The organism is Spirosoma agri, assembly GCF_010747415.1.
In the GTDB taxonomy this organism is placed as follows: domain Bacteria; phylum Bacteroidota; class Bacteroidia; order Cytophagales; family Spirosomataceae; genus Spirosoma; species Spirosoma agri.
On the sequence record NZ_JAAGNZ010000001.1, the window covers coordinates 3,870,681 to 3,889,537 of the forward strand.

12 protein-coding genes are annotated in these 18,857 nt (G+C 52.6%); 6 read left to right on the forward strand and 6 right to left on the reverse strand.

The window, feature by feature from the left end; all coding sequences use genetic code 11:
- Positions 1 to 23: 23 nt before the first annotated feature.
- Complete coding sequence (locus tag GK091_RS16205) at positions 24 to 3,089, reverse strand: amidohydrolase family protein (RefSeq protein WP_164040271.1); 3,066 nt, start codon at positions 3,087 to 3,089, stop codon at positions 24 to 26.
- Between the two features lie 490 nt (positions 3,090 to 3,579).
- Between GK091_RS16205 and GK091_RS16210 the strand changes: the two genes are divergently transcribed.
- From GK091_RS16210 to GK091_RS16225, 4 genes are all read left to right on the forward strand, one after another.
- On the forward strand, positions 3,580 to 4,863 hold the full coding sequence (locus GK091_RS16210; RefSeq protein ID WP_317166309.1) for a BamA/TamA family outer membrane protein: 1,284 nt from the start codon (positions 3,580 to 3,582) through the stop codon (positions 4,861 to 4,863).
- A gap of 164 nt (positions 4,864 to 5,027) precedes the next feature.
- Entirely contained in the window at positions 5,028 to 7,238 is a 2,211-nt protein-coding gene (locus GK091_RS16215; protein WP_164040273.1) for a carbohydrate binding family 9 domain-containing protein, read from the forward strand.
- A 95-nt stretch (positions 7,239 to 7,333) separates the two neighbouring features.
- Positions 7,334 to 7,528: a hypothetical protein gene (locus GK091_RS16220; protein WP_164040275.1), complete on the forward strand. Its 195-nt coding sequence runs from the start codon at positions 7,334 to 7,336 to the stop codon at positions 7,526 to 7,528.
- A 155-nt stretch (positions 7,529 to 7,683) separates the two neighbouring features.
- Positions 7,684 to 8,259, forward strand: a complete 576-nt coding sequence (locus GK091_RS16225; RefSeq protein ID WP_164040277.1) for a hypothetical protein — start codon at positions 7,684 to 7,686, stop codon at positions 8,257 to 8,259.
- Between the two features lie 67 nt (positions 8,260 to 8,326).
- On the opposite strand, the gene GK091_RS16230 is transcribed toward GK091_RS16225, so the two are convergent.
- Positions 8,327 to 8,920: a GNAT family N-acetyltransferase gene (locus GK091_RS16230; protein WP_164040279.1), complete on the reverse strand. Its 594-nt coding sequence runs from the start codon at positions 8,918 to 8,920 to the stop codon at positions 8,327 to 8,329.
- A gap of 4 nt (positions 8,921 to 8,924) precedes the next feature.
- The gene (locus GK091_RS16235; protein ID WP_164040281.1) at positions 8,925 to 9,326 is read right to left on the reverse strand and encodes a nuclear transport factor 2 family protein; all 402 of its coding nucleotides are present in this window, start codon (positions 9,324 to 9,326) and stop codon (positions 8,925 to 8,927) included.
- A gap of 322 nt (positions 9,327 to 9,648) precedes the next feature.
- On the opposite strand from GK091_RS16235, the gene GK091_RS16240 reads away from it, so the two are divergent.
- A complete protein-coding gene (locus GK091_RS16240; RefSeq protein WP_164040283.1) occupies positions 9,649 to 11,859 on the forward strand; it encodes a S9 family peptidase in 2,211 nt (736 codons plus the stop codon).
- A gap of 87 nt (positions 11,860 to 11,946) precedes the next feature.
- On the opposite strand, the gene GK091_RS16245 is transcribed toward GK091_RS16240, so the two are convergent.
- From GK091_RS16245 to GK091_RS16255, 3 genes are all read right to left on the reverse strand, one after another.
- Positions 11,947 to 12,822, reverse strand: coding sequence for a formylglycine-generating enzyme family protein (locus GK091_RS16245; protein WP_394351879.1), 876 nt, complete (start codon positions 12,820 to 12,822; stop codon positions 11,947 to 11,949).
- 290 nt (positions 12,823 to 13,112) lie between these two features.
- Positions 13,113 to 15,527 (reverse strand): hypothetical protein, encoded by a 2,415-nt coding sequence (locus GK091_RS16250; RefSeq protein ID WP_164040287.1) that lies wholly within the window; start codon positions 15,525 to 15,527, stop codon positions 13,113 to 13,115.
- Positions 15,484 to 16,524: a hypothetical protein gene (locus GK091_RS16255; protein ID WP_164040289.1), complete on the reverse strand. Its 1,041-nt coding sequence runs from the start codon at positions 16,522 to 16,524 to the stop codon at positions 15,484 to 15,486. The genes GK091_RS16250 and GK091_RS16255 overlap by 44 nt, the downstream gene beginning before the upstream one ends.
- 178 nt (positions 16,525 to 16,702) lie before the next feature.
- On the opposite strand from GK091_RS16255, the gene GK091_RS16260 reads away from it, so the two are divergent.
- Entirely contained in the window at positions 16,703 to 18,790 is a 2,088-nt protein-coding gene (locus tag GK091_RS16260) for a CehA/McbA family metallohydrolase domain-containing protein (RefSeq protein ID WP_164040291.1), read from the forward strand.
- Positions 18,791 to 18,857 lie beyond the last annotated feature (67 nt).

Here is an 18,857-nt window from a genome sequence, read left to right on the forward strand (position 1 = left end):
TAGAATCCGGTGCGGTCACCAGCCTATTTTTCTTCTTCCCCTTCGGCCATAAGCCCTTCGACATCTTCGCAATGCCACATCCGTGACCGGCGGAACGTCGGCCGCTGCGTAGGTGTACCGCTTGCTTTGGCCGCTAACGTTTTCTGGATCAGGCGGGCACGCTCGGCCTGCATGGCATCGCGTTTGGCATCTTCGTCTTTCAGGCTGAAGTAAATCGTCCCTTCGATCATCGTGATTTCAGGACGGGCATAAATAGACAACGGATGCGCGTTCCAGAGCACCAGATCGGCATCTTTACCGACTTTGATACTACCCATGCGGTTATCCAAATGCAACAGTTTGGCCGGGTTGAGCGTCACCATTTTCCAGGCATCTTCTTCGGGAACGCCACCGTATTCGACGGTTTTAGCCGCTTCCTGATTCAACCGGCGGGCCATTTCAGCGTCGTCGGAATTGATCGAAACGGTTACCCCCTGCTTGAACATCAGCGCAGCATTGTACGGAATGGCATCGTGTACTTCCATCTTGTAGGCCCACCAGTCCGCGAACGACGAACCGCCTACGCCATGTTTGGCCATCTTATCGGCCAGTTTGTAGCCCTCCAGAATGTGGGTGAACGTATTGACTTTGAAACCCAGCGAGTCGGCGACTTTCAGCAGCATGTTGATTTCCGACTGCACGTAGGAGTGGCAGGTAATGAACCGTTTCGAGGCCAGAATTTCGGCCAGCGCGTCCAGTTCAATGTCCCGACGCGGCACCGTTGCGGTTGCTTTTTCCTTGGCAGTCAACTTGTTGTAGCTAGTCCACCCTTTCGCATATTCCTTCGCGCGTGTGAAGTGATCCATGTATACCTGTTCCACCCCCATCCGCGACTGCGGAAAGCGAAAGCCTGCGCTTGGGTTGTTGGCCTGTTTCACGTTCTCGCCCAAGGCGAATTTGATAAAGCCATCCGCTCCTTTGATGAGCATACCTTCCGGCGACTCGCCCCATTTCAGCTTTACGATGGCCGATTGACCGCCAATGGCATTGGCCGACCCGTGTAGCAGTTGCGACGTGGTAACGCCACCAGCCAGTTGACGGTAAATATTCACGTCTTCCGAGTTGATCACGTCCGACATTCGAACCTCAGCCGAACTCGACTGCCCGCCCTCATTGATGGTCAACAGCGCAATGTGCGAGTGTTCGTCGATGATGCCGTTGGTCAGGTGCTTACCGGTGCCATCAACGATTTTGATGTTGGCTGGCGCGGAAAGGTTCTTACCGATCTTAGAAATTTTACCATCCGTAACAAAAACGTCCGTATTCGTTTGAATACCATCTTTTTCGTTGGTCCAGACCGTTGCATTCCGGATCAGGATGGTTTCCGCTTTGGGCTTTTGCAGATTGCCCATCCCCACGAATGGATACACAACGGCCGTTGACGACGTGGCACTGGTAGACCGGGCTGCCGTCAGGGTTGCGCTAACAGCCGTAGTCGATTGGGGGGTGTCCGCCGATTTGGTAGCCGACCAGGTGATGCGTTTTCCGTCCGGTGTTTCGCCGTCGCCTTTGATGCTCGTTGGCGATGTGCGATAACCGGTCAATCGTGTCGTGCCCGAACCGGGGCGACGGTCAAGTTGAGTCTGGATCGAAATGATATCTCCGCTAACGGCTACTTTCGGCGTAATTTTTACCGTATCGATCTGAATCTGATACTCGGGCTTATCCGCCGTTTTGCCGGTGATGTTCAGTTTGATGTTGCTCCGGTCACCGACGGTCAATTGCCAGGAGCCCCGCAGATCAGCCGCGTCTTTCTGGTTAACGATGTATTGCTTGCCGCGTATCCAGTTTTCGAAGATCACATTATCCGCGCCGAACAGATTGCCCGATGTGATAATAAAGTTGGCGACTTTACCTTTCTGCAACGTGCCGACCTGATCATCTGCTTTCATCAGCCGCGCCGGAACAATGGTCAGTGCTTCCAGCGCTTTCTGCTCCGACAACCCGTTTTCGATGGCTTTACGCAGATTGGCCCAGAATTCGGTTTTGGCACGCAGTCCCGCCGTTGTGAGCGCAAACGGAATGTTTGCCGTGGCCAGACGTCCTGGATTGAGCGGAGCCATTTCCCAATGCTTGAGTTCGGCGATGGCCACATTATCGGCATCCCACGCATCTTCCACATCGTACGGTTGCGGGAAATTTACCGGCACGATAAGCGACGCGCCGGTTGCTTTTATTTCGTCCAGCCGCTGGTATTCATCGCCTGATCCTTTGATAATGTATTGAATCCCGAACTCGTCCCCAATCTTATCGGCCCGGAGAACGCCCAACTTATCGCCAGCTTCGAAAATAGCGGGTAGCGGCTGATTCCGGTTCAACGCATCGAGCGACAGGTTGGCTTGCTCTTTGCTACCACCCCGCTTGTACCAGTCGGCATCGTACAGGGCCTGCCGGAGCAAGGCTACCGACCCCATCAGGGAGTTTGGGTAACTCTGCCGCGACGTACCTTTACTGAATGAGTAATGAGCCGTCGCGTTTTCTTTCAGAACGAGTGTATTTTCCCGATCATCGGCCAGCGTCACCAAGGCACCCGTACCCCGGGCAATTCCATCGTGCGGGTGCGTCAATACGGCACCGAAACCCAGTTTCCGGAGTTCATCGGCTTTGGCGGGTGTTGCCTTGAACAGCAAACTGGCATTGTTTTCGGGCTGAACGGCCTGGTTCCAGTAGTACGCTCCTTTCTTGTTCGATTCCAGTTGAGGAGCACCACCCCGACCACCACCGGGTCCACCGGCAGCGGGAATTTCTGGCATACCGTAATCGGAATCGATGTCGATCAGCGCGGGGTAAATGCGTTTGCCCTTAAGATCGGCAACAACGGTTCCGGCGGGTAAGCTAACCGTACTACCGACTGCTTCAACGCGACCATCGCGAATGAGCAGCGTAGCGTTTTGTAGTGTCGTTTGCGGATCGACAACGATGGTGGCGTTGGTGAACGCATACAATCCTGGTCGTTCATCATAGACACCATTGCGGGGGAAGGTTGTCTGAGCCATAGCAGAATAGGTCAGACCAGCCGCAAAGAGTGCCGTCAGGAAATGTCTTGTCATGAAATTGATTGATTGGTTGATGATTGGGGTTAACTGCCAAAAATACAGAAACTATTACATTCATCGATCTTTACCAAAGAATATATTGCCACAAGCAGCGAGAACGAATAACTTTATTGTTTTAGTAAAATTCTTTCTTTGCATTGATCAACCTACCGCTCGTCTTGCAAGCGTAGTGCTACCCTCTTTCCGGCCTGATAGTATGGATACGTTCGACTTCGTTTCGTAGAATCAACCGGTTTCGCTCCGCCATATAGCACGGCTTAACTTAATAGTAGGTATCTAACGAGCCGGTATGAACAGTTTTTAACCGACAAAATGAGCGAAGGTCCATACTGTTTCAAGCGCACTCGTTACCAGGCGAAACACCCTTTAATCACATTTTAACCACTGATTACCAGAACTATCACAGCATGGTTTTTGGATTTGTTCGCATTTGACTTAACATTGGTCTGGCTTATTATCTGCTTACCAACACTAAGCTGAATCAGTGAATTTTCTACGCTATTTGCCGCGTCTTTTTGGCTCCACCCCTAGTCGCGTGAGCCTCGTTGCCGGTCTACTCTTGCTACGGCTATCGGCCAGCATCAGCCATGCCGAAAGACAGGATTCTACTGGTCTATCCCGGACAAAGTCGGATACCAGCTTCGTCAGAACCGGCCCTCATTATCAGGACATTTCTGACGTATTTAAACGCTGGTTCCCCCGCCTGCCGATCACGCTGCATGATTCCGCATCGCTCCAGGAAGGTAAACGCTTTTTGCTGGTAATTCCGCAGATCGGGTATACGCTACAGACTCGGGGTCTGGCTGCCGTCGTTGTCAATACCGCCTTCCGAAACCCACGCGCCAATATGTCGACCATGATGGGCACCTTGTCCTACACGCAAAATAATCAGGTTATCCTGATGGCCAATTCGGCGATCTGGAGCGCGGACAACCGATTACTGTGGACCAATGACTGGCGGTTAATGCATTATCCACAAGCCACCTATGGGCTGGGTATGTACACGTCTACCGATCGGGTGATCAACATGGATTATGCCTATTTCCGGTTTTACCAGAGTCTGTTACGTCGTTTCGCCAGAAATTTTTATGCCGGAGCCGGTTATCAGTTGGATCTCCACTGGAATATTGACAGCTACAACAATCGGCGGGAAGTCACCCGTATTTCCCGGTATTCATACGGTGTTGCAGGCCGTTCCGTGTCATCGGGTCCCACGCTACAGGTGTTGTATGACAACCGGCGCAATGCGATCAATCCCAACGGCGGTTTGTATCTGAATGCCGTTCTTCGCGCCAATATGAGTTGGCTGGGCAGCGACGAAACCTACCAATCGTTGTTGATCGAAGCCCGGAAATACGTCCACATGCCAGCGCAGTCGGACAACATTCTGGCATTTTGGTCTTACAACGCCCTCACAATCAATGGCGATCCTCCGTTTCTGGATTTACCCAGCACGGGATGGGACAACAGTGGAAACGTAGGGCGTGGCTTCATTCAGGGGCGCTTTCGGGGGAAGAATCTGCTCTATGCCGAAACAGAATACCGGTTTCACCTAACGGGTAACCGGCTCCTGGGTGGTGTCGTTTTCGCCAATGCCCAAACCGTGACCGAACAGACCAGCGGACAATTCGAGAAAATTGTTCCGGCGGTAGGTGCGGGCCTTCGCTTGAAAATGAACAAGATTTCCCGCACCAATCTCTCTATTGATTACGGCTTTGGCCTCGACGGGTCGAAAGGATTATTTTTTAACCTGGGGGAAGTTTTCTAATGAACGGACTACAGTATACGTTTACTCTAAACCAGCGAATTAGGGAGTAAGTAGTTTGCGTAAGTATAATTTCTTCAAAATCCCTATACTTTATAGTTTATCGGAGATAAATTGCGGCTTTGGTGGCCTCTTCCATTACATCCCGTTATTAATTCATCGCACTGGTGAAACTTCGATCTATTCTATTAATTGCCCTGTTTCTGTCGGGCATTTCTTCGCTGTATGCACAGAAGAAGAACGAGTCCTACCAGCTTCATATCAGTCAGGCAACCTCACCCATTGTGGTTGACGGAGTTGCGGACGAACCCGCCTGGCAGGCAACCGAGTTAGCCACCGATTTCTGGATGGTGCTGCCCATGGATACCAGCCGCGCGAATGTCCGTACCGATGTTCGGATGGCTTACGATTCGCAGAATCTGTACCTGAGCGCCATTTGCTACCACGGTGACGTGAAGGGGCCTTACATTGTCGAATCGCTCCGGCGCGACTGGTCCTTTCCCAAGAACGATAACTTTATCTTTTTTCTGGACACGTTCGACGACCAGACCAATGGATTCGCGTTTGGCACGAATGCTGCCGGAGCGCAATGGGATGCCCTGTTGTATGAGGGCAGCAAAGCGAATTTGAGTTGGGATAATAAGTGGACATCGGCCGTACGTAACTACCCCGACCGGTATGTCCTTGAACTAGCCATCCCGTTCAAAACCATCCGCTACAAACGGGGCATTTCGCGCTGGGGCATCAATTTCGGCAGACAGGATCTAAAGACAACCGAAAAGTCGTCCTGGACACCGATCCAGCGTCAGTTTCCAACGGCCTCGCTGGCCTACACGGGCGTGTTGGTCTGGGATCAGCCACCACCACAACCCGGCCCTAACATATCCATTATTCCTTATGCGCTGACGGGACTGGCTCGCAACTACGAGGAGAAGACACCCACCCAAAACCGCTTCGACGCCGGGCTCGACGCTAAAGTGGCCGTCACCTCTTCCCTGAATCTGGACCTGACGGTAAACCCCGATTTTTCGCAGGTAGACGTTGATCAGCAGGTTACGAACCTCGACCGGTACGAGTTGTTTTTCCCCGAAAAGCGGCAGTTCTTTCTGGAAAACGGCGACCAGTTTACCAATTTCGGCTATTCAACGATACGTCCTTTTTTCAGTCGTCGGATTGGCCTGGGTGGTGTACCCATTCGTTTTGGGGCCCGACTCAGCGGAAAACTGAACAAAGACTGGCGCATTGGCGTGATGGATATGCAGACAGGGCGGGTTGACGAGAACGGCTTACCGGCGCAGAACTTTGCGGTTGTGGCCCTGCAAAGACGCGTCTTCGCCCGGTCGAACGTGGGTTTTCTGTTTGTCAATAAGGAATCGCTGGACTATGAGCCGGTCGTCGACAAACCCACTTATTCGCGTTACAACCGGAATTTTGGGGTAGAATATAATCTGGCGTCGGCTAACAACCTATGGTCCGGAAAAGCAATGATCCTGAAGTCGTTCAGCCCTGAACCGGCCAACTCATCGACGTCCGGCAGCGATGCCGTTTATGCCGCCAATTTACAGTACAACAGTCGCAAATGGCTTATCAGCGGGCAGGTCGAGACAGTGGGTGCTAATTACAGTGCCGAAGCGGGCTACGTGCCTCGCCGGGGTTATGAACGAGGTACGGCAACCATCGGCTATACCTTTATTCCAACCGGTGGACCCATTCTCAGCCACGGCCCAATCCTGACGTCTACGTACTTCTTCGATCCGGCCGGGCGGCAGAGTGACAACGAAACATACGCCAGTTATGCGCTTACATTCCGGAGCCGAAGTATCCTGACCGGCTGGGTTGCCACGGATTATGTTCGGCTACTCCAGCCTTTCGATCCCACCAACTCAGGACGTGAGACGCTGAAAACCAACTCGGAGCATAACTGGACGGCCTGGGGTACTCAGTTTACGTCGAAACCGCAGAGCCTGCTGACGTATGGGTTTACCACGCGTTATGGCGGGTACTATGCCGATGGAACCCGACTGAACCTGACTGCCGATCTGGGGTATCGTTTTCAGCCCTACGTTAGTCTGGCGGCCAGTGCCAATTATAATGACATTCGGCTGCCTGGCCCGTGGGGAACCACTAAGTTTTGGCTCGTTGGTCCGCGCTTCGATCTAACCATGACCAATACGCTTTACCTGACAACTTTTCTGCAATACAACGAACAGGTGAAGAACATGAACCTGAACGCCCGGATTCAGTGGCGCTACAAACCCGCTTCGGATCTGTTCATCGTTTACACCGACAATTATCTGCCTACGATGGGTCAACCCGGTTCGTTTTCCGTTAAAAACCGGGCGCTGGTTATCAAGTTTACCTATTGGTGGAACGTCTGATGATCAGCATTTAAAACAAAGCGTTCGACTAGCTGTTATCTGAGAAATTGTCCCGCCATAAGGGGCTCATTTACTACACAAAAACAGTTAACGTTATGAAAACTTTGTTGCGTTTTTTCCCACTGGCCTCTGTGGCCCTGTTCATGACCTTCTTCCTGACTAGCTGCGCGGCTATCGGTGATATTTTCAAAACGGGCGTCTGGACTGGCGTGATCATGGTCGTTGTCGGTATTGGTGTCGTGATCTGGCTTGTATCAAAACTATTCGGTGGCGGAGGCAGAAACGTCTAACCCATCTTTCAGAAAATGCAATAGAGTCAACCCCGTTCAGGAGTTGACTCTATTGCATTTTAAGCCAAAAATCCAGTCTTTTTTCAATCAATATAGTTGTATACCTATTGCCAATAAGTTATACTTGCTCCACAGACAAACTAAATCCTAGAACGATGTGGAAGTCTTTATTTCTCCTTCTATTGCTCCCCGGTCTTAGTCAAGCTCAGGACTCAACGCGAGCAATCAATTATCTGGAAAAAAGTGTGTGGCGGCTGGAATTCTTCGGACCGGGCGTTATCAATGAGAGTCGTTTGGGTCAGAAAACGACGTTCGTTTCTCAGCTGCGCTTTGTGTATTCGGGGGCTTTCGAACAGACCAAAACAATGGGTGTGACGGAGCAGCGTTCGGCGTTCAAAATTTATCCTCAACTGTCGGTAGCCGGACGCTATTTTTACAACTTCGAACGTCGGCTGGCGAAGGGAAAATCCACCCGGTACAATTCGGGCAACTACGTCACGGCAAAGCTACTATATACGCTTCCATCCGTCATCGAGCGTTCGTCGGGCGGGTTAGAAGCACCCAATGTGCAGGGTACAGCGATACAGGGTATGTGGGGTTTTCAGCGGACCTACCGCAAAAATTTCTACCTCAATCTTGAAGTAGGCTTAGGGCTGCGATCGTACACCAGTTACCCCCTATACCTACCATCGTACTTCACGCTCGGTTATACATTCCCGAAACGGAGCTAACCTAAAAAGCCGGTTCTTGGTGCAAGAACCGGCTTTTATTTAGTAAGATGGAACAGACTGCAATCCATTACAACTCCTTCATCCAGTAGACCATCGTCTTGGGCGTCGATACCGTTTCGCCACGATCTGGCCAGTCCAGCGTGCTGCGCAGTGATTCCTGTTTTGCGTAACCCCGCTTTAGCCAGAAGGCATCGTTCGGACGATAATCAGCCGGTTTGGCCGGATGGTCTTCACCCCGCTCAACGGCACAGAAACAAGTCGTGGTAAAGGTCCCGAACTTACGGGCATGGGCTTCGCGCTCATCAAAAAAACGGTGACCCAGACCTTGACCCCGATACGTAGGCAACAAAATACTTTCGCCAAAATAAAAGACACGATCAAGGTCATACGATCCCTGCTCGAACGGTTGGCGCACGTCAGCGGTTTCGTCCCGTAGCGGGATCGCCGTCGTTGCGCCGACCATCGTTGCGCCATCGTAGACCGCAAACAGAAACGACCGCTCCGACTGGGCGTAGGTGTTCAGGTACTCTTTTTCGTAGGCTGTCGTTCCTTCATACAGGTACGGATAGTCGCGAAAGACAGCGATGCGTAACTTGGCCAGCTCGTCGAAAACCGAAGCGATTTCGTGCCCTCTTTTTGTGTTAAACGATAGTGAACGCATGGGCCTACGCTGACACCAGTTTGATCCAGAGCGGCAGGTTGTAGTAGGTAGTTACCCGCGAAATTTTCCCAGCTTTCACTTCCAGAAAGGCAGCGGCTGGCAATACATACGGTTGGTTATGCGCTTCGGGTAAGCCTTCTTCGGCTTTCTTATAGACTCCGTTCACGACGAATTCAACGGCAACGCGCGTATCGGTCGGTTCACTCAGGAACACCATATCAGTCAGCGTTTCTTCGTAGGAGGTGTCCATCGTTTTCATAAACTCCGTAAACTTCTCTACCCCAACCCGAGCGTCGCCCTGGTTCGGCTCGTGCCGTACTTCGGGGTCCAGCAAAGCCAGCATGCCGTTCCAGTTCTTCTGATTAAAACAGGTATAATACTCCTTTACAAGCTCAAGGGCAGTCATAATAAAAAAAATAAGTTGGTCGATGTTGTGCACCTACGGTGCGTGTGAGCGCCAAAGATACGAAGCGATCGACTGGAACGGCCACCGAAACCGTAGATTCGGGAGTCCTGTTTCGTGCTAAAAAATCGTGTTCTTGCTCGGGCATCAATCGTAGTCGGCAATCCCTGCCATTTGGCCGACTGATCCACTATTATGTATCACTATATCAACGATCTATAGAATTTTATTTCTCCGCCGAGGCATTGTAAAAAATTAAATAGCTTATTTAAGTCTCAAATTTGAACTACTCAAGTTCAGTTGGTACTTCCTCGTGTTGCAACCCATGAAAACATTTGTTCTTTCCTGCCTACTCACAGGTCTTCTTTTCGTGCACAGTTTTCGGTCTGACGCGCAGATCTTCTCCTTGGAAGCGATCAAAAGTTACCCGTTCCCGTCCGACCTGACCAGCTCGGCGCAGGGCTCGCGCATTGCCTGGGCACTCAATGAACAGGGAAAACGAAACGTATACGTAGCGCAGGGCCCCGATTTTACACCCCGAAAATTGACCAATTATGCCAACGACGATGGCCAAGAGATCACCAGTTTATCGATCTCAGACGATGGTCAGTGGGTAGTATACGTGCGCGGTGGTGATCATGGCTCCAACTGGGACGACGACCAACCCGTAAACACCACCTCGTCGCCCGTACAACCCAAAGTACAAATCTGGAGTGTGCCGTTTGCGGGCGGTGACGCCAAAGCCGTTGCCGATGGTGATGAACCAGTTATTGCCCCAAAAAATAACCAGGGCACGCCCGCCCGGATTGCCTTTAGCAAAGGAGGACAAATCTGGGTCGTACCCGCCGATGGCTCATCGGCGGCTAAAGCCCTGTTCAACGCGCGCGGGACTAATGGCTCTATCGAATGGTCACCCGACGGATCGAAGTTAGCCTTCGTTTGCGACCGGAAAGACCACGCGTTTGTCGGCGTTTTCACCAACGAAACAACGCCCATTACCTGGATAGCTCCTTCTTTTTCACGCGACCGATCACCACGTTGGTCGCCCGATGGAACGAAAATCGTATTTGTCCGTACGCCTGGTGCCGGTGGTGCTCCTGATTCCAGCCTGACCCGAAAACATCAGGCCTGGTCGCTCTGGACAGCCGACGCAGCTTCCGGAACAGCTACCCAACTCTGGAAGGCACCGAAAACGCTGGCGGGGTCGATTCCTACCACACACGGTGGAGTCAACCTGCATTGGGCGGCCAATAACCGGATTGTGTACCTGTCATACCAGGATGGATGGCCGCATTTATACTCCGTCCCGTCAACCGGTGGTACGCCGTTGCTCCTCACGTCGGCCCCGTTTATGGCGGAGCACATTACGTTAAGTCACGACCGCAAGTGGTTGCTGTTCAGTGGCAATACCGGCCCGGACAAACTGGATATCGACCGTCGGCACGTGATACGCGTTCCGGTCGACAAAGCTGACCCAGAAGTCCTGACACCCGGTTCTGGACTCGAATGGACACCCGTTGTAACGGGCGATGGTTCGACCGTTGCCATGATCAGCGCTACGGCTCAACGCCCTCCCTTACCGACGGTCATGGCGTTCACCAAAGGCACGCCTAGAGTTCTCGGACAGCACCTGATCCCAGCCATTTTTCCTCAAAATCAACTGATTACGCCGAAGCAGGTTACGTTCAAATCGCCGGATGGCATGACCATTCATGGGCAACTCTTTGAACCGGCGGCTGGTGAGGCATCGAAAAAATCAGTCGGGCCACGCCCGGCCAGGCGTGGCCCGATTGAACGCAGCCCGGCTGAACGCAGCCCGGCCCTCATTTATGTGCATGGGGGACCACCCCGTCAGATGCTGCTGGGCTGGAATTATTCCGATTATTATGCCAATTCTTACGCGCTCAATCAGTATCTGGCCAGTCAGGGTTTTGTCGTCTTATCGGTGAATTACCGGCTGGGCATTGGCTACGGCTACAACTTTCATCAACCTGCCAACGGCGGGGCAAACGGTGCGTCAGAATATCAAGACGTTAAGGCGGCAGCCCTGTGGCTAGCCGAACAACCCCAGATCGATGCGACTAAAATCGGTATTTACGGCGGCTCATACGGTGGCTATTTAACAGCGCTGGCCCTCGCCCGCGACTCCAGACTGTTTGCCGCTGGTGTCGATATTCACGGTGTACACGACTGGAGTCAGCAACGAACGGGTAGCAGCCAGACTGACCGGTACGAAAAGATTCCTGACGCCGACAAAGCCGCTAAGGTCGTTTTTGAGTCGTCGCCCATTTCATCGGTCAGCACATGGACCTCGCCGGTGCTTATCATCCACGGCGACGATGATCGGAATGTGCGTTTCAACCAAAGCACGGATCTCGTCCAGCGGCTCGAAGCAAAGGGTGTACCCATAGAAACGCTCGTGATCGTTGACGATACCCACCATTGGATGAAGCACACCAATGCGCTTAAAATGGGCAATGCTACCGCCGATTATTTCAAACGTATTCTGATGAAGCAACCAACGGCAATCAAATAATTGATTTCAGATGCGAAGTCATTGTGAGCACTGAGTTAACGGAAAATCTCCGTGTCCTCTGTGTCTCGGTGGGGCCGAACAAACTTACTACCGCACACACCGAAAGCCCAGATTATTGCTGCCGCTGCTCACTTCGCCTTTTCCACGGCTGCCTGCTTTGTAGCGAATGCAATACTGATCGCTGCACAGAAACGAACCGCCCCGCTGCACACGCTTGACGGCTCCCGGCTCTTCCGGATCATAACTATCGGTGGGCCCCTGCGGATCGTGTTTGGGTGACTGGCTGTAATAGTCAGGCCGGTATAAGTCCTGACACCACTCCCAGACATTGCCTTCCATGTCGTATAGACCATATGGATTGGCCGGAAACGATTTAACCGGAGCGGCTTCCGTATACCCATCTTCCCGCGTATTCTTATCCGGAAAATGGCCCTGATGAATGTTGGCGACCCAACGGCCTTTGGGTTTTAATGCCGATCCCCAATAGTATGGCTGATTGGTCATGCCTCCGCGAGCGGCAAACTCCCATTCTGCTTCCGTCGGCAACCGTTTCCCGGCCCACCGGGCATAGGCCGCAGCGTCCTCATAACTGACCTGCACGACCGGCTCCTGTTCGTGCCCGCTAATCGTGCTTTTCGGCCCATTGGGTTGCTGCCAATTGGCACCAGGAACGTAGGTCCACCACTGCAACGGATTGTTCAGCGACACCGCCGATGCGGGGGGCGTAAATACCGCTGATCCCGGCACCAGTTGATCGGCCGCCACACCCGGATAATCAGCTGGATTCAGGGGGCGCTCAGCCACGGTTTTATAGCCCGTTGCCTTGACGAACCGGGCGAATTGCGCATTAGTCACTTCGTGTTCGTCCATCCAGAACCCCTTTACCGAAACCGGGTGTACGGGTCGGGAATCAGCAAACTCGTCAGCGCCCATCTCAAACATGCCACCCGGTATCCAGACCATTCCGTCTTTCGTTTCGCCAGGTTTTCCGGCGGGCGTTTGTTGATGAACCTCCGGGTCAGTCGTACCACTACGCTGCGATTGATCGGCTTGCCGGGACGAATCACAGGCCACCAGCCCCAAAACGAAGCCCAGCATCCGAAAGCTTTTTATAACCGAATGAACGCGCATAAGGAAAGTGGTATTTTTTAACAAAACTATCGACTATTAGCCGAAACCCCTGATCGTAGTACTCCGCCGGGTCTATTCGCAATCGCCAATTGGCCCAGCCAAATCATCTACCAGATTGCTGGCTAGCGTTTCGCCACAAAATCAGCATAGGTTGCACACTCGCGCAGTATTTCGGACTGAAACTGGGTTTGTTTATACGCCATCGATAATCGATCGAAGTAGTGGCTATACTGCTCCCGCCGAAGCTTGCGTTTCAGGGCAATCTTCTCTTTATCGTCAAAGTCGATGTAGCCACGCTTCACTTCGTCAATAGCCAGCCGGATCGTCAATTCGTTTTGTTCGCATTGGGCCGCCATAAAACACGCTTTCGCTGCCAGATCGGGTTGACGGGCGGCTTTCATCGCCTGTTCAAAAAACGCTTTGGCCGGTGCCGTTGAGTAATAAGAATTCTGAGTCAGTTGCTGCTCAGCCTGTTGACGCTGATCTTTATTGATGCCAAAAAGAGACGCCCCCAACTCGGCCGAACTCCTCGATCGTTTTACCAATAACCACGCATTACCAAACCAGCTGAGGTTATAAGCACCACACCCCAGTTCGTAATACGCGTTGGCGGCTGCATCACCCTCCAGTTTACCCGCCTGTTGCTGTAGCTGAGCCATGCGCTGCGTAAACTGAACAGGCGTGTACGGATTTTTTTTGGCAACCATCCGTTTTGTGAAGGGTACCTCAAACGGGTTCCTGTTAAAATTGGCAGCAAACGCTTCGTCACGCCAGACCGTAGGACTGACCTTGCCAAACGCAGTTGCGGCTTCGGCATACCGATGCTCGGCCAGTAACCGGCGACCCAGCAGGGTGTGCAGATAGTCCGCATCAAACCCGGTCAATTTTAGCAGTCGTTTATCGAAATCGGTTGGCTTATCCTGCTGCGCAAAATCGACTACCTGCTGGACGGTAGCCGCCGAGGTGGTGTCTTCAATGGCTAGCTGGTCGGTGTTGACGTTCACATAGGCTCCGCTCCTGTTCAACTGCGACGACGTCAGCATTGTCAGCAAAAACGATTTGGCAAGCGCGGCCTTGTTACCTACCTCTGCTTTCGGGCGACTGCAACCGGAAAACCACCCACCCGATTTGGTTACGTTGTCGGGCTGTTGATAGCGCTGCCCAAACTGCTGGCAAACGGCCACGAATGCGTTATTCATCCGAAAGTTTTTCCCGTTACTAAACTGTTCGAGGTAGCCGATGAGCTGACTCTCGATCGGTGGGCTGATGGTTTCGGTTTGAGCGGCCAACAGTAACATTCGTTGAAGAACGATCTGTTTTTTTAGGTCAGCGTTATTCGTTTGCGCCTGTTCCGCTTTATCAAGTGTCGTTGCAGCCTCGGCGTAGTCCTTCTCCAGATAGGCCAGATATGCAGCCGCCGTATACCAGAATGCCGGATCGCTGAGTTGGTCGTTACCGGCCGCATCCAGCGCAAATTTCCGCAATTGACTGGCGTAGGTGGTCGACGCGTTTTTCCGGTCTTCAAACGCAATGGAATCACTTTTCGTCCTGTCGTCATACCCGTAAATCGGGTTTTGATTCGACAGAAAAAAATATTCATTCCGGTTGATTTCCCGCGCCATCACCAACTCTACCAATGGGTTTTTGGGGGTCAACTGAACAAGCTCCTTCAGTAAAGGTAGCGCATCCTGCCGGGGCTGAATAGCGCAGAGAGCATAGACAGCCGCCTTCTCCTGATTGGTTTTGGCATAGGTCAGCGCGGCCTCCCGAAACCGGATACCGTGTATGCGTAGACTCGCTTCGGCCTGCACCCGACGGGATGAGCAACGATCAAAAACCTGGGCAAACTCGTAGATGGCCCGAGCGGTATCTCCCAGTGAAAGCGTAGCCCCGGCATGGCGACACAAAGCCCAGTCACTAATGAATGTCTTTCGCGCAATGGGCGTTACGAGCTGGTCAAACAAGGTGCGAGCCTGCGCGTAATCGCCAAGCTGGTCAGCGATTTTTACGGCCTGAAATGCGTACCGTTCCCGGAGAAATGAATCGCTGGCCGAACCATACCTCGCCCGTACCTCCGTTAGCAACTGAGCCAGCTGCACCGTATCAGCAGGAATAGGATTCCACTGATCACCACCGCCACTGGCGCGCTGAATTCGGTTAGCCAGCCGGAGATAAGCCAGCGCCGGCGCATGACCACGGCTGAGTTGGGCAACAAATAAATTTCTCCCGCTTTCATCTCCCTCGTACAACGCCTTTGCCACAACGGAATCGGGAGCATCACCACCTGCGTAGACGACCCAGGCATCGAGGTTTTCGTCCGCTCCCTGAATCGTATCGGCTCCAACTTCAGTATTGTACAGCAGCGGGGTGAAAAAATAGCGTTGATCCTGCGGTTTGGCATTGCTGCTTTCGGGCAGAAAATAACTCAAAAACTCGTTTTCGTCGAAAAGGCCGGGGCCACAGGCAAACGCGAGCAGAATACCGATTGATAAGCTAATTCTCTGGATTCGGTTTGAGAAGGGTTTGGAGGTAGGCATGGTGGTAGGAAGCAAGAACAGTACTATCGAGATGGTACAAAGAAAACGTAAGGGATTGATTCTGAATATGACTCAGCAATTGATTCTTCGCCAGAGTCAGGTCCTGTTCCCGGCAGGATTCAGCCCGAAACAGATCGCCCGTCCGTACCGAAACCCCAAAAACCGTTGTGTCGCGGAGGGCTACGAATCGGCTGCTATCGGCCTGACGCTGTAGAAACGGAAACGGGCTCAACTGCTTTCCATCGACGTTATTCAGAATGGTTAAGAAACGGTTATTCCGATAAACAATTGTCCACCGGAACAAGGGTAAAACGGCATCCAGCGGTAACGGATACTTGTCGATAAAGCCAATGTATCGACGGGCTACATCCAGATCAAGAATGGAGTTACGCGTGTCGGCATTCTTCCAGTCGGCCATGTTATAGACCATCAGCATCCCCCGATCGACGGGCGGAATACCGGTTCGTTCGGCGTACTTGATCTGGTGCAATCGGATGGTCGCTGACACGGGAACGCGGAGTTGCTTTTTCACCAGTTTGAGCAACGTAAAGTAGCGGCTTCGGCTTTGGGGCGACCAGTCACAATCGAGCTGCACCTCACGCGGTGCCAGGTGATGCTGACTGGCAATCTGCTGAATTTTCGTCGCTATGTGCTGCGCCAGCGTCGGTACCGCCGAGGCCGGTAAGGCAAGCATCGTTCGATTCGTGATAAACACCACCGGAATAAGGGTCAGGTTTGTGGGCCGTTCGGCAAAGCGAATGACCGACTTGGGCGTAGGCTGCTTCCGTTGTTCGTCCCAATCTACATCGAAGAAGCGAACGTAAAGCCGCTGAACACCCGTCTGCCGCAGTACTTCTTTATCGGTAGGCGTTAGTTTGTAAACGGCTTTCCAGTGGTAAAAGGCGGGCGTCAGTTGTTTGGGTGGCTGTGGCGACTGGCAGGTCATGCATACCTGAACAATCGTCATCCAACAAACCAGACCGGCGTATCCACGCATAAACACCACTTTTCGTCATTCACTACCTGACAGCAAAGATACAAACCCGTTCGTAACGCGCGTAGAAACCCGCAAAGCCTCCGCGCAGGAGCAATGACCACTAAACGCGAAAAAAGCACGGTCACCATTAGTTACCTGCGCTCCCGGTCTTTTCCAGTAAATTCATGAACGAACCAGTATGAGAAATTTCTGTTTATTTCTATCGTTTCTCTGTTTCTCCGTGGCGCGCGCACAAACGCCCGTTGACTTATCCGGCTTTCAAACGACGAACGGAGCAACGGTAGTCAATCGAACAAATACGCTGGAAGTAAGCTGGCCAACTCACGCCAACGAAAAGGGCAAACTGATTCTCGATCTCGCCAATGGACAACCCCTGTTCAACAGTATTCAATTATCCCGACAGGGCGTGTTCCGGGAACTAGCCAAAGGCATGGATCCCGCGTTTGTGCTGACCGTCGGCAAACGCGATCTGGTCTCGCAAAATGGCTGGAATATTTTCTTCGATAAGACCAACAAGTTACCCCACAAAGCATACGCGGTTACCCTCGACAAGCGGTCGGCGAGTGTGCGCAGTGTCGGCTCCCGAACGGTCATTCGCCTGTCAGAGGTTCAAGCGGCTTCGTTCAGCGGGGCGGTCGAAATAACGGTTTATACGGGTAGCCCTCTGGTCAACATTGCGGCTGTGATGGCTACCGAGGTCGATTCGACGGCGATTCTCTACGACGCTGGTTTAGTCAGTAAGCAGCCGGTCTGGAACATGATTGCCTGGTCGGACACGCAGAACCAGATGCAGAGCGTGCCCGCCGATCACCAACAGCTTAATAAGGCGCAGGCCGTAAAATACCGCACGATCATCGGCGCGAATACAGCCGGAAGCCTGGCCGTATTTCCCGCCCCCCACCAGTATTTCTACCCGCTGGACGAAGCCTTCAATCTGGATTTTACGTGGTACGGCACCAACTACCGAAGGCTGATCCCCGATTTTGGCATTGGCATCCGGCAGGATCTGATGGGCGACAAACGGTGGGTGCCCTGGGTCAACGCCCCGCCCAAGACCCAGCAGCGACTCAACTTTTTCTGCCTGCTGAGCACCGATACGCCCGACAAAGCGCTGAACGAGGTGAAGAAGTTCACGCATAACGACAAATATCCGGCACTGGCGGGCTACAAAACCATGTCGAGCCACTTCCATAATGAGTACGTGATGAACGTGTTACTGGCCAACAAGCCCGTTCCCGAAACGCCTAACTTTGTCAAGGTCTTCAAGAATTCTGGCGTCGATATTGTGCATTTGGCTGAATTTCACTACACCGCCCACCCCAAAGGCCCCGATAATCAGCGGCTCCTGGAGCTAAAAACGCTGTTCGACATGTGTAAGCGGTGGTCCACCAAGGATTTTTTGCTGTTGCCCGGCGAAGAGCCCAATGAATTTTTTGGTGGTCACTGGCTCGACTTTTTCCCGAAGCCGGTCTACTGGATTATGTCCCGCAAACCGGAGATGCCTTTCGTGACGGACGATCCAACTTACGGCAAAGTCTACCGCATCGCGGACAAGACCGATATGCTGAAACTGCTGGAAGCCGAACATGGGCTGGCCTGGACGGCACACGCCCGCACTAAAGGCTCGACAGGTTTCCCCGATAGCTACAGAAACGAAGCGTTTTATACATCCGACCGTTTTTTTGGGGCCGCCTGGAAAAATATCCCCGCCGATCTGTCGGAGCCCCGCCTAAGCAGACGCGTGCTGGACCTGATGGACGATATGGCCAACTGGGGCCTAAAAAAGCATGTCATCGCCGAAGCCGACCTGTTTACGATCGAACCGGAGAATGAGATGTATGCCCACCTGAACGTGAACTACCTTCAGCTCGACAAACTCCCCGACTACAGCCAGGGCTGGCAGCCCATTCTGGACGCCATGCAACGAGGAAAATTCTTTGTATCGACGGGCGAAGTGCTCCTGCCCCGCTTCACTGTGAATGGTAAAGGTTCGGGCGAAACGGTAATGCTACCCCAAAATGGCAAAAGTACCATCGTCCTAAACGCAGACTGGACGTTTCCGTTAGCGTTTGCCGAGATCATTTCCGGCGATGGCCATCAGGTGTTTCGCGAACGCATCGACCTGACGAAAACGCGCCCTTTCGGCAAACAAACCTTCACCTTCACAACCAATCTCACTGGCAGAAAGTGGGTACGGGTCGAGGTGTGGGATGCCGCCGTTAATGGGGCTTTTACCCAACAGGTCTGGCTAACGGATAAGCCGTAAACTAGGGTGCCGGCAACCTTTTGGTGCTAACCGTCGTCGGACACATTATCTACATTTAGCACTTTCC